The sequence below is a fragment of the Halomonas sp. DP5Y7-2 genome, assembly GCF_019802025.1.
GTDB lineage: Bacteria > Pseudomonadota > Gammaproteobacteria > Pseudomonadales > Halomonadaceae > Halomonas > Halomonas litopenaei_A.
Map to the genome: position 1 here is coordinate 257,967 of NZ_JAHVHY010000001.1, position 13,187 is coordinate 271,153.

General features: G+C 62.0%; 9 protein-coding genes. 4 read left to right on the forward strand and 5 right to left on the reverse strand.

The annotated features are described in order from the left end of the window. Positions 1-4 precede the first annotated feature (4 nt). Entirely contained in the window at positions 5-391 is a 387-nt protein-coding gene (gene nirD, locus KUW18_RS01080) for a nitrite reductase small subunit NirD (RefSeq protein WP_222560605.1), read from the forward strand. 376 nt (positions 392-767) lie between these two features. Next, positions 768-2,171, forward strand: coding sequence for a PhoH family protein (locus KUW18_RS01085; protein ID WP_206943184.1), 1,404 nt, complete (start codon positions 768-770; stop codon positions 2,169-2,171). Between the two features lie 137 nt (positions 2,172-2,308). Here KUW18_RS01085 and KUW18_RS01090 read toward each other — a convergent pair whose 3' ends face one another. The 4 genes from KUW18_RS01090 to KUW18_RS01105 form a co-directional block, all read right to left on the reverse strand. Beyond that, on the reverse strand, positions 2,309-3,928 hold the full coding sequence (locus KUW18_RS01090) for a sensor domain-containing diguanylate cyclase (RefSeq protein WP_222485516.1): 1,620 nt from the start codon (positions 3,926-3,928) through the stop codon (positions 2,309-2,311). Between the two features lie 119 nt (positions 3,929-4,047). Then, a complete protein-coding gene (locus KUW18_RS01095; protein ID WP_206942982.1) occupies positions 4,048-4,716 on the reverse strand; it encodes an alpha/beta hydrolase in 669 nt (222 codons plus the stop codon). Positions 4,717-5,075: 359 nt separating this feature from the next. Further along, entirely contained in the window at positions 5,076-6,845 is a 1,770-nt protein-coding gene (locus tag KUW18_RS01100) for an SLC13 family permease (protein ID WP_206942984.1), read from the reverse strand. 334 nt (positions 6,846-7,179) lie between these two features. Beyond that, positions 7,180-7,386 (reverse strand): cold-shock protein, encoded by a 207-nt coding sequence (locus KUW18_RS01105; protein WP_045994373.1) that lies wholly within the window; start codon positions 7,384-7,386, stop codon positions 7,180-7,182. Between the two features lie 367 nt (positions 7,387-7,753). Between KUW18_RS01105 and KUW18_RS01110 the strand changes: the two genes are divergently transcribed. Both KUW18_RS01110 and KUW18_RS01115 read left to right on the forward strand, forming a co-directional pair. Continuing rightward, on the forward strand, positions 7,754-9,406 hold the full coding sequence (locus KUW18_RS01110; protein WP_222560606.1) for an FMN-binding glutamate synthase family protein: 1,653 nt from the start codon (positions 7,754-7,756) through the stop codon (positions 9,404-9,406). A 488-nt stretch (positions 9,407-9,894) separates the two neighbouring features. Then, entirely contained in the window at positions 9,895-11,844 is a 1,950-nt protein-coding gene (locus KUW18_RS01115) for an alkaline phosphatase D family protein (RefSeq protein ID WP_222560607.1), read from the forward strand. Between the two features lie 57 nt (positions 11,845-11,901). On the opposite strand, the gene KUW18_RS01120 is transcribed toward KUW18_RS01115, so the two are convergent. Further along, positions 11,902-13,092 (reverse strand): AI-2E family transporter, encoded by a 1,191-nt coding sequence (locus KUW18_RS01120; protein ID WP_222560608.1) that lies wholly within the window; start codon positions 13,090-13,092, stop codon positions 11,902-11,904. Positions 13,093-13,187 lie beyond the last annotated feature (95 nt).

Here is a 13,187-nt window from a genome sequence, read left to right on the forward strand (position 1 = left end):
CACCATGACGCTTTCTTGTCCAAACGCTTCGCTCTCTCCCTCCGCGCACGGGGCTCACTGGACCGTGCTGTGCCAACGCAGCGATCTGGTGGCGTACTCCGGCGTTGCTGCCTGGTGCGACGGCAGTGACGGCGCCCACCAGGTCGCCCTGTTCTATTTGCCGGGCCAACCCACGGAGCTCTTTGCCATCGACCACCACGACCCTGTCGCCCAAGCCAATGTGATCGCTCGCGGTCTGCTGGGCGACCATCAGGGGGAGCCGATGGTGGCCTCCCCGCTTTACAAGCAGCACTACCGACTGGCCGACGGCCAATGCCTGGAAGATCCCGATATCCAACTGCGCACCTGGCCGGTGGCCTTCGACCAGGACAGGGTCATGATCGCCACCTGAGTCGTCAGCCTCCGGGCTGGCCAGACTGTCTGGCGGGCTCCGGCAAGGATCGCCGGGGCCGCCAACAGCAAAACGTCATCAAGCGTTGAAACTGTTCGCCCTTGCAGCATTTCTGTCATCGTCCATGCTTAGGTCAAAGGCACCAGTTGAGAACATCACGGTCAAAAGGATGAGCAGGACCGTCTTTGCCGCCCTTCTCAACGACCTTACAGCGACGCCATCAGCGAGCGGCTGTCGCCCCAGCCACCACAGGAGGACCCCCACGCGAGCAAGCCGACACCTCGGCCTCTGTCACATCTCTGACACGTTGCGCTGAGAGTGTCGACATCGAGGCGTCATGTTGACGCCCAAGGTGATCATCAGGAGAGCTGCGCCGATGGTACGCATCGACAAGAAGGCCACCCGACTGTACGTGCTGGACACCAACGTACTGATCCACGACCCCAGCGCCCTCTACCAGTTCGAAGAGCACGAAGTGGTTATCCCCATGACCGTGCTCGAGGAGCTCGACAAGCACAAGAACGGCATCCGAGAAATTGCTCGCACCGCCCGGCAAGTCAGCCGGACCCTCTCTGACCTCACCGCCAATGTCGATATCGACCAGATTCGCCAGGGCATCCCGATTACCCGCGTCAGCGGCCCTGAAGGCCGACTCCGGCTGCTGTGCTACTCCGACCTGACCCTGCCTGACAACCTGGAGGACAGTCCTGACAACCGGCTGCTGGGAGAAACCTGCCGGCTGCGTCAGGAGCGACCCGATGCATCGGTCGTGCTCGTCACCAAGGACATCAACCTGCGGGTGAAGGCTGCCGCCCTGGGCGTGCCCGTCGAGGACTACCTGACCGACCGCGCCTTTGACGACTCCGACGCCATGACCGATGGCGTGTCTGTCTACCCGGATGCCGGTCATGACCTGTGGGACGCCATGGCTCTGGACGTCAAGGTCGAGCGTGAACAGGACAAGGTGATCTATCGCCTGAGCGGAGAGATCCCCGCCCACTGGCACCTTGGCATGTTGGTCTCCGACGCTGACAGCGAAGCCAGCTTCGAAGCCATCGTGCGCGAACTGGCCCCGCACCAGGCCACCCTGGAGCTGTTGACCAACTACCGTCACGGCGCCAGCGTCTGGGGCGTCCATGCCCACGACAGCCGTCAGAACTTTACCCTTAACCTGTTGATGGACGATGCCATCGATCTGGTCACGGTGGCCGGCAGCGCGGGCACCGGCAAGACCTTCATGACCCTGGCGGCAGCCTTTCAACAGACCCTGGACAGCAAACGCTTCGAGCGCGTGGTGTTTACCCGTGCCCCCATTTCCATGAGCGAGGACATCGGCTTTTTGCCAGGGACAGAAGAGGAGAAGATGTCACCCTGGATGGGCGCCTTCCACGACAACATGGACAACCTGCTGAGAGACGAGCACGACGGCAGTTCAACCTGGAACCAGGATGCCACGCGCCAGCTGCTGGCGTCTCGGGTGCAGATTCGTGCGCCGGGCTTCATGCGCGGTCGTACGCTCAACGACACCTTCCTGATCATCGACGAGGCCCAGAACTTCACCCCAAAACAGCTCAAGAGCTTGATCACCCGTGCCGGGCGCAACACCAAGATCGTCTGCCTGGGTAACGTCGGTCAGATCGACACCCCCTACCTGACCGCCAACACCTGCGGCATGGCTGCCGTCGTTCAGAACTTCAAGAACTGGCCCCACGCTGGACACGTGACCTTGAAGAGCGTGGAACGCTCCCGCCTGGCCCTCGCCGGCGAGGAGCTGCTGTAGTGCTCTGTCGTGCTCTGTCGTGCGACAGTGACCCGCCCCTAGCGGCACCCTGAACCACCAGCGCCCCCGCCTGTAAAGGCGGGGGCGCTGTCTACATGCTGAACGGCAGCGGAGCGGCGACCCGCCCCACGCCCGGCTTACTTGTCGCGGTTCATCGCCTTCTCGATCAAGGCTTCCTCTTCACTCTTGGGCGTCTTCTCGATCATTTCCGCCGCTTCAGAGTACAGGCACACGTAGCTCTGGCAGGAGGCACAGTGCACCTTCTCATCAGGGTTCTTGGTAGCGGGCACGCGCATGTTATGACTGCCACAGTTAGGACAGGCCTTCGGGATTCGCAGATCTTCGCTCAACGCCATCTTCAACTCCTTGTGAATGCTGGAATACTCACGGGCCTGCTGCGACCCACCGTTGACTTCATCGAAACGTTGCAGGAGGCCACTGAGACGATTGCGCCCAGCTCGCTTTGCTTCGTAGAGCGCTGCGTCCACTCGGCGCATCGCCATGTCGAGACTTTCTTCCTTGCCGACACTGATGGCCCCCATGCTCACTGTTACCTTGAGGGCACGATGGTCCACCTTCAAGGTGGTGGTCTCAACGTTACGCCGCAGACGCTCAAGAATATCCCAGGCATCCTCGGCCACTACATCGGCCAGCAGCACCACGAATTCTTCACCGCCAATCCGCGCCAGCACGTCATAGGGGCGCAGGCTCAGGCGACAGGTATCGGCAAATGCCTTGAGCACCATATCCCCCGCGGAGTGGCCAAAGGCGTCATTGAGTGCCTTGAAATGATCCAGGTCGAGCATGGCCAGCACGGCGGGCTCCTGGCGTCGCCGAAGCCGGGCCAAGGCCCCCGCACCCGCTTCAAAGAACGCCCTGCGGTTCATCACCCCGGTCAGCACGTCGGTACTCACCAGCTTGGCAATGCGCCTTTCCGCTTGCTTGCGTTTGGTGACATCCAGCAGCAGCCCATCCCAGACCACCGCGCCATCCTCGAACCGCTGTGGAGTGCCTCTTGCCTCGAACCAGCGCTCGCTTTCGCCACTGTCATCGCCCTGCCGCGCAAGCCTCACATCCAGATGCCACGGCGTCAGGCTGACCAGCGACTGGGCCAGTACCAACGTCAGCTGCTCCCGCGTTTCCTCGGCCAGGCGCGACAGCACCACCTCGGCGTCTTCCAGCGCCTGGGCCCGTGACAGGCCGGTCTGCGCCTCGAAACCGGGTCCTAGATAACCGAACGATAGCTGGCCTGCGGGCGATTGATGCAGGCGAAAGACGACCCCCGGAAGCCGTGCTACGCTGCTCTCGATGGATTCACTCAGGCGTTCTGCCGAGGCGGCCTGGCGCTGCAGCAAGGTGATATCCTGGGACATCAACAGCCAGCAGGCTGGCTCCCGGCGAACGGGATGCAAGGTGCTACTGAGGTGACGCAGTTGCGGCCCCTTGCTGCAGATAACGACTCCCTGCCAGCCCGATCCGCTGGCGCGGCAGTGGTCCAGGGCCGTTTCCAGTATTTTCGCAGCCTCGGGACAAAACACCTGGGACAGCGATTGCCCGACCAGCGCCTCCAGCGACAGGCCCAATTGCTGACACTGGCTGCTATTAGCCCAGACGACCAGACCATCAGCGCCTAGGCTTAGCGCCATCGACGGAGCCTGCCCCAGCAAGGCGTCGAGCTCAGTGCTGAAAGCCGCGCCCGTTGGCGGCTCAAGCACTCCGGCGGACCATCGACGTCGGAAGAATGCCAGCAATGACATACCCATGTTCCCATAGTCAATTTCTTAAAATTTTGTAAGAAAAAGCTTAGAAGAACCGTCCTACCTGTGCTGGATGAAAAATCTCATTACCCGTCGATGGGTCGCCGCAGGAATGGGCCTCAGCGGCTGAGCAGCTCGCTCATCCACTCGCCAATATGGCCGATCTGCTGGGGACATACCGCATGGGCCATGGGGTACTGCCGATACACCGTGTGATAGCCCAGCTCTTCCAACCGTGCGAAGGCTGCCCGACCCAATGATTCGGGTACCACAGGATCCATACTGCCGTGATGCACCTCGACACGCAGGTCGCGGTTGGCGTCATTCAGCTCGATCGAGTTCGCCGTGGCAAAGTAGGTCGACATGGCCAGCAGTCCGCCCAGCGGCTGATCAAAGCTCAGCGCTGCTTCATAGGCCACTGCCCCACCCTGGGAGAAGCCAGCCAACAGGATACGTCGACTATCGATGCCAGCATCAATCTGGGATTGAATCACGCCCTTGATACGCTCAGCCGAAAGACGCAGCTGCATCTCATCAACGCGGCGATCCAGGCTCATCTCAAGAATGTCGTACCAGGCAGGCATGACCATGCCACCATTGATGGTCACCGGTAGACGGGGCGCGTGGGGCAGGATGAAGCGGACCTGGGCATAGTCAGGCCTGGGCAGCATCGGCACGACGGGCTCGAAATCCCGACCGTCGGCGCCAAGGCCATGGAGAATGATCATGCAGGCGTCAGCGGGTGCATCGCCACGCGGTTCGATGACCAACTGGTCGTTATTGCTCATGGGCGGGTCTCTATCTGTGTTTCAGCTCTAAGTGCAGCGCAGGTAGGTGGCAACGCACGCAGCTTTCAGGGAATACGTCGCTACCCTAGCGCACTATACGCTCAGGAACGAGCCTCAAGCTCGGCAACAGCAGCGAGCATAACGAGACGTGGGTCGCAGGGCGCACCGCCCAAGGGCCTGTTTCATCCTCTGCCGCCACTGCTGCCACTGCCACCACTGCCGCCCCTTCCTGCGACAGCGGCGGCTAGAACGGACAGCACTGGGCCACTAAACCGGACAGCACTGGGCTACTAAACCGGACAGCTCTGGGCTACTAAACCGGACAGCTCTGGGCTACTAAACCGGACAGCTCTGGGCAGCTAGAACGGCCAGAACAGCGGGGTAAGTCCTAGCACCACGGCAGCGGTCAGCAGGTTGAGAGGCCCCCCCAGGCGCAGATAGTCCCGCAAGCGGTAGCCGCCAGGCCCCATGACCATCAGGTTGGTCTGGTAGCCAATAGGGGTCAGGAAGCTCGCTGAGGCCGCAAACATGACCACCACTACATACGGCAACGGGCTGACGCCAAGGCTGTCTGCACCGGCCATGGCGATGGGGAAAGTGATCACGGCGGCGGCATTGTTGGTCACCAGCGAGGTCAACAAGGCCACCACCACGTAGGTGCCTACTAACAGGGCCCAGGGACTATTGCCCACCAGCTCCAGTAGCCCGGCCGCCACCGCATCGGCGGCGCCGGAGGTGTGCAGTGCAGCCCCCAGGCCAAACGAGGCAGCGATGGTCAACAGTACCTGGGTGTCCATGCCTCGGCGGGCGCTGCGCACACTGACGCAGCCGCTCAAGAGTGCCGCGGCAGCCCCCAGCATGGCCGCATTCATCATGCTCATCAGGCCCGTGGTGGCCACCAGCACCACCGCCGCCAATATGCCCCAGGCGCGCAGAGCGCGGTCGAAGGCGGGGCGCGCCTGACCATTGACCTGACTGATCAACAGAAAGTCCTGGGACTGGCGATGACGCTCCACGAAGGCAGGACGAGCCTCAAGCAGCAGCACATCCGAGGGCTGCAAGCGAATCTGGCCGAGGCTTCCCACCACCCGGCGCCCATTGCGGCAGACCGCCAGCACGGCAGCGCCGTACAGCGTCCTGAAGTGTCCGTCCCGAATTTTCTGGCCGATGAACTGACACTGATCGGAGACCACCGCCTCGACCAGGCGACGCTCTCGAAATTCCTTCTCGAGGTGGGACTCACCCAGCCGAGAGGGGCGCAGGCCACGAATCTGCTGCAATTCCACCGCACCATCGGTGGTCCCGGCGAAGACCAGGTGGTCGCCGCCTTTCAGGGTCTCCCCAGGCCCCACCACGCTGACCACGTTGCCACCGCGCTCGATCTCGACCAGAAAGAGACCGGCCAGGTGGCGCAGCCCGGCGTCTTCTACCGTGCGGTCAACCAACGGCCCCTGCGGGTCTACCTCCATTTCGATGGTGAACTCACGCAGGTTGGCAAAAGCGGCTTCGCTACCGGGATGGCCAGACAGCATGCGCGGCCCCGCCCACAGCAGATAGCCCACACCGGCCAGCGCCATCGGCACGCCCACCAGGGCGATCTCGAACAGTCCCAGGTGCAGGTTCGGAAAGCGCTCCAGCATCAGCGAATGCACCACCAGATTGGTACTGGTCCCCATCAAGGTCACGGTGCCGCCGAGGATGGACGCGAAGCTCAAGGGCATCAGCAGATACTGAGGAGCGATGGAGAAACGACGGCTCCAGCTGATCACGGCAGGAATGAAGGTGGCCACCACCGGGGTATTGTTGAGCACACCGCTGACCGCCGTAACCGGCCAGATCAGCCGCGCCATGGCATGACGCACGCCCTTCGGCCGCCCCAGCACATGCCGAATGATCAGGTCGATACCCCCGGTATCGCGCAAGCTGGCCACCAGCACGTACATGAAGGCCACGGTAAACAGGCCGCTGCTGGAAAATCCGCTCAGCGCCTGCTGGGCATCGATGACACCGAGGCTGAGCAGCACCACCAACGCGCCCATCATGACCATGTCTGGCCCGGCGCGGGTGAGCGCCATCAACGGAAAGACAGCGCAAGCAACAGAGAGAGCGATCCAGGCATCCAGAGACATGGGGTGGCCTTGCTGGTGAGACAGCGCTCATTGTGCCTGCTTTAACTTATGCTAAATAGTTACAATGTATTATTTTTTTATCACTTTCAGACATATAGAGACTTCTTGTGCACATCTCTCCAGGGCAGCTCTCCAACGCAACACGTTGCTACATACTTTCGTGTCTATCAGCCGCAGCAGCAGGACAGCCAGCCGGCAATATCATCACTCTGGGAAGAGGCTGACAACCAGAAGGCTTTTAAAGGCACAAAAACGCAAAAGGCCCGCCGAAGCGAGCCTTTATCGTCGCGCCCTCGAAGGACGCTGCCGCTTACGCGGCCATCAAGCGATCGACTTAGTCGATGACCTTGATGTTGGAGGCCTGGAGGCCTTTCTTGCCCTGAGTCACCTCGAAGGAGACCTTCTGGCCGTCCTGCAGGGACTTGAAGCCGTCAGCCTGAATCTCGGAGAAGTGAGCGAACAGGTCGTCACCGTTGTCGTCCGGAGAAATGAAGCCGTAGCCCTTAGTGTCGTTGAACCACTTGACTGTACCAGTTGCCATGATCGAATCCTCGACTAGCATGTTTATTGACCGGGAGATACCCGAGTTGCAGTGGGTAAAACAAGAAACCTTTCCCCGGGCAATCGACGCTAGGATGCTTCGATGACCTCTGAGACGTTCAACTTGCTAACCAACTGCCAGCAGCATGCGCCGTCTTGGCGCCAAGGTCAAACACTATTTGCCCTGGATGACGAGAAGATGACGGTGCCGGCTAAATTTACCTAACCCGTCCGGCCCCTCCCGCTCCCGCTGCGTCATGCAGTGTGCCAAGTCGTCACGGCGGGCCCGGCATACTATGCCCAAGCAGGGTTATATGCTTGCATGGTCGGCAGCGTTTTCCTTCGACCTGAGCTGCAGGGAGCTCTTCATGGCCTCTTTACTGTCACGCCACGCTCCGACTCGCTTCGGCGCGTTCTACCTCGCCATTGCAGGCCTCATCGTCAGCGTGATCGGCGTCGGAACGTCCTCGGCCTGGTGGCTGGCCGGCGTGCTGGCGTTCGGTGCCCTCACCGCACTGGGCATCTACGATATCGTGCAGCGACGTCGCACCGTCAGCCGCAACTACCCTATTCTTGCCCACATCCGCTACTTTCTGGAGTCCATCGGTCCTGAGTTTCGCCAGTACTTCATCGAGTCCGACACCGATGAGGCGCCCTTCTCGCGGGAACAGCGCTCGCTGGTCTATCGCCGTGCCAAGAGCACCAGCGACAAGAAACCCTTCGGTTCGCTGAGAGACATGAGTGCCCCGGGATATGAATGGATGGGCCCCTCACTGTCACCCGTGGACATCACCGATCACGACTTTCGCATTGTGGTCGGAGAGCAGCGCGCCCACCCCTACCGGGCCAGCGTGATCAACATTTCCGCCATGAGCTTTGGCGCTCTGTCGCCCAACGCCATCAGCGCCCTCAATGAGGGCGCGAGGGCAGGCGGCTTCTATCACACCACCGGTGAAGGAGCCATCTCGCCCTATCACTTGCGTGGTGGCGATCTGGTCTGGCAGATCGGGTCAGGCTATTTCGGCTGCCGCAGGGAAGATGGCGGGTTCGATCCCGAGAAGTTTCGCCACAACGCTCGCCGCGACGAAGTGAAGATGATCGAGATCAAGCTGTCCCAAGGGGCCAAACCCGGCCACGGCGGCATTCTTCCCGGCGCCAAGGTCACCGCCGAAATCGCCTCCACCCGCGGTGTCCCGGAAGGCCAGGACGTCCTCTCCCCCTCTCGCCATTCGGCGTTCTCTACCCCTTGCGAGATGATTCACTTCATTCAGCAGCTGCGGGAGCTGTCCGGTGACAAACCGGTGGGCATCAAACTGGCGCTGGGGCATCCCTGGGAATGGTTTGCCATCGTCAAGGCCATGCTGGAATGTGGCGATCATCCCGACTACATCGTCGTCGACGGAGGACAGGGAGGTACCGGCGCGGCCCCGCTGGAGTTCATCAACCGCCTGGGTATGCCCCTCAACGATGCCCTGATCCTGGTTCACAACACCCTGGTGGGCGCGGGCCTGCGCAACGACATCCGTATCGCCGCCAGCGGCAAGCTGATCAGCGCCTTCGACATCGCACGCACCCTCGCGCTTGGCGCAGACTGGGTCAACATGGCCCGGGGCTTCATGTTCTCGCTCGGCTGTATCCAGGCCCAGAGCTGTCACAACGACCAGTGCCCCAGCGGTATCGCTACCCAGGACAAGGCCCGTGGCAGCCGCCTGGATGTGGATGACAAGGCCGTGCGAGTCAAGAACTTCCATGCCAATACCAAGTTCGCCCTGTGTGAAATGCTGGAAGCCGCTGGCCTTTACCATCCCAACGAGCTGGGCCCCGAACACATCATCCGCCGCCTGGATAACGGCAAGGCTCTGCCTTACATCAGCCTGATAGATAGCCTGGCGCCAGGCGAGCTGCTGCGTGGGGGCGCCAAGGACCACCCGCTGTACCGTGAGTTCTGGGACCTGGCGAACGCCAATAGCTTCGATGCACCTGACGCGCTGCAAAGTCTCAGGCAAACCAAGCTGCTTTGATGCCCTACGGGCCTTTCATGACATGAAAGGCCCGTAGGCTCCCCGCCGCTGGTCACACCAGGCCCACTCCCTCACACGGATACCGCGGCGGCCCTTCCTTTATCTACTTTCGCAGCGCTCACGCTGTTGAGCCTGCTCGCGACGCTGCTGATGCATGGCGGCAGAGAGGCTTCACAGCGCAGGCATGTACCGACACATCCCCCGAGCATGGCTAGGCGCCTACAGGGCAGCGACTCGTCCGCGCCGGCCTCCGCACTGGCATTGATACCGTGTTCACCCGGTGGTGGAACCCCTTTCAGTACATCATGTCCACTCTAAGGCCTCGGCCTGCACCCGTCCGGTGGTCACTAGCACCGACGATCATTATCGCTGCCACCGCCGCCGCAGGAGGCGTGCGCCGGGTTTCAGTGCCGAGCAGCGATGATATTCTTTGCAGTATCTGAACCTCATCATGCTGTTGCCAGCACGACGACATCGACAGGATCGCCATGAACGACACTGGAACGTCAGACCATGACCTGCCCGCTATCCTTGCCGGGCCCATCCTGCGACGCCTGACGCGCGAGAGATTCCGAGCATGGCTGGTCACCAGTCGCGAGCTGACGCTGGAGCTGGAGCTTACGCCGCAGGATGAAGCGCCTCACCGCCGAGTGCTCGGCGACGACGACTACCGCAAGATTCCCCTGGGGCGCCATGCCTGGCTGTATCTCATCGACGCCGCCGTGGATGCCCCGCTTCCGCAGGACACTCTGATCGCCTATGACCTTCAGGTCGTGGAGCAGAATGCCCCGGACAGCCTTCGACAAGGTGCTGCAAGATGGGCCCCTCACCTCTGCCACGACGGCCAGTCCGCCCCCTGCTTCGTCCTGGCCTCCAGTCATCGACGGCTGCTGCATGGCTCCTGTCGCCGCCCTCACTACGATGGCCCCGATGGTCTGGCGCACCTGGACAGCTGGCTGGCCGGGCAGCTTGACCACCCCGAGGCGATGCCCGCCTGGCTACTGATGACCGGGGATCAGGTCTACGCGGATGACGTCGCTGGCCCGATGCTGGTGGCCATCCACGCACTGATCAAGCGCCTGGGGTTATTCGATGAAGTGCTCGAAGGTGCGGTGATCGACGATAGTCCGGCGCTCTATGCAAGCCCTGCCAGCTACTACCGCAGGGAAGAGCTGTTGCCGGACGTCAAGAGCACCGATGACCTCAAGGATCGCTTCTTCGGCGGCGTGCGCAAGCCGGTGTTCACCTCGGCCAGCGCCGCCAATCACTTGATGACCTTCGCCGAAATGATGGCCATGTACCTGCTGGTGTGGTCCCCGACGCCCTGGCGCATCATCGAGCTGACCTGCCCCGAACTCGATGACGAGCACCGCGAACGCTACCAGGAACAGGCCCGTGTCATTGATGACTTTGTCGAGACGCTGCCCGCCGCGGCCAGGGTCATGGCGCATCTGCCCAGCCTGATGATCTTCGACGACCACGACGTTACCGATGACTGGAATCTGACCGCCCAGTGGGAGCAAACGGCATATGGGCATCCTTTCTCCAAGCGGATCATTGGCAATGCCTTGATGGCCTACCTGCTGTGCCAGGGCTGGGGCAACGATCCGGATCGCCTCAAGACTCCCCTGGACGACGCCCAGGCCTTGCTCGAGGACGCGTGCCAGCGCCAAGGTTGGCTGTCGGCTGCCGATCAGGATGCCAGCCTTGAGCGACTCTTCCGCTTCGAGGGCTGGGAGTTTCAGGTCGAGGGGACGCCCCGCCTGGTGGTCCTGGATACCCGCACGCGCCGCTGGCGCAATGGGCGCAAGCCCCATCGCCCGTCAGGCTTGATGGACTGGGAAGCACTGTCAGAGTTTCAACAGGAACTGATCGATGCCCCCTCGGTGGTCATTGTGTCACCGGCTCCGATGTTCGGCGTCAAGCTGATCGAAGCGATCCAGAAGCTCTTCACCCTGGCGGGTAAACCCCTGATGGTGGACGCGGAAAACTGGATGGCCCACCGCGGCGCCGCCAGCGTGATGCTCAACATCTTTCGCCACTCCCGAACCCCGGGGCACTACGTCATTCTCTCCGGCGACGTGCACTACTCCTTTGTCTATGACATTCGGATTCGCCATCGTCGCCAGGGGCCCAAGATCTGGCAGGTGACTTCCAGCGGGATCAAGAACTGCTTTCCCGACACCCTGCTGGATACCTTCGATCGGCTCAACCGCTGGCTTTATTCCCCACGCTCGCCCCTCAACTGGTTTACCCAGCGCCGTCCAATGGCCGTCGAACCGCGCGACCCTGACCACGCCAAGGCAGGCGAGCGGCTATGGAATGGGCCGGGCATCGGTCTAATCACGCTGGCCGAGGACGGAAGCCCGGACGACATTCGCCAGCTCGATGCCCGTGGGATGGAGGTCACCTTTCCCCCGCCCGACAAGGCGCCGTGACCTGCCCGCGCAGGCAGGCCCCAGGCGTCTCGGCGCTCGCAGGTCCTGCCTGACGGCTCAGCTATCGTTGGAGCGAGCCTGGTCCTTCGAGGACGGCTCCCGGGACATCAATCCTCGAACTCCCTTGCGCATGGCCTGGCGGTGCAGCTTGGCCATCCGCACGCGCTCTGCCAGCGGTCGGCTGGCGTCTTCCACCGGCCCACCGTTGGCCGGGCCGAGCAAGTGTGCGATCCAGCGCGTCTGGGGATGACTGTCCAGGGCAATCTTCAGCGTCATGGTCAGCACCACCGACAGCAACATGCCGGTGACGCCGAAGATCCAGCCCCACACGACCAGCGACAGAAACGCGACGAAGGTAGACAAGCCCAGGGCGCGCCCCATGACCCGCGGCTCGATCAGGTTGCCCATCACAAAGTTGATCGACAGGTAGGCCAGGCTCAGCAACAAGGCATCACCCAGGCCACCCTCCGGGGAGACCAGCACCAGCAACACCGGGGGGATCGCAGCAATAGCGGAGCCAATGTTAGGGATGTAATTGAGCGCAAAGGCCAGCACCGCCCACAACAGCGGGAAGTCTACTCCCACGATCTGGCAGGCAATCCACACCAGAGCACCGGTAATCAGGCTGATCACCGTCTTGACCGCCAGATATCGCTTGAGCGTGTGGCTGAACTCGTTGAACCGCTCGAGGCTAGGCGCGGGATTCGCCAGCGCCCGCGACACCTTGTCCCGGAAATTCAGGGTTTCGAACAGCATGAATACCACGAGCAAGGCTACCACCATGCTCTGCATCATCAGATTGCCCAACTGGCTGAGCAGCGCCGGGATCCACTCGCCCAGCTGTTCGGTATCAAGAAAACCCGCCAGACGCTGGGTATCGATGGCCAGCCCCATGCTCGCCAGACCATCCAGCAGGCGCAGGTAATATTCGTAGAGCTTCTCTTCAATGCCGGGCAGCGCCTCGGAGAAGGTGCTGACCGTATTGACCAGCAGCAGCGCCAGCAGACTGAGCATGCCCCCGATGACCACCAGCGTCAGCCACACCGAGGAGCGCAGTCCCAGGCCTCGCTCGTGCAGCCATTGCACCGGAGCGGTACACACCACGGCGATGAACAGCGACAGCAACACCGGCACCAGCAGATCGGAGCCGGCCCGCATCCCCGCCACAATGACCACCAGCGCCGCCAGCGCCAGGGTCAAGTTGAGGGGAAGTCTGCGCTCTTCCTGCGCATTGACATCGTCTTCCATGCACCTGTACTCCTCTGTCAGGTAGGTCAGGTCGTCCTTGACTAGGGTGGCAGCGACTCAACGCATGCCGTGGGCTTGCTGACGGGCCTACACGC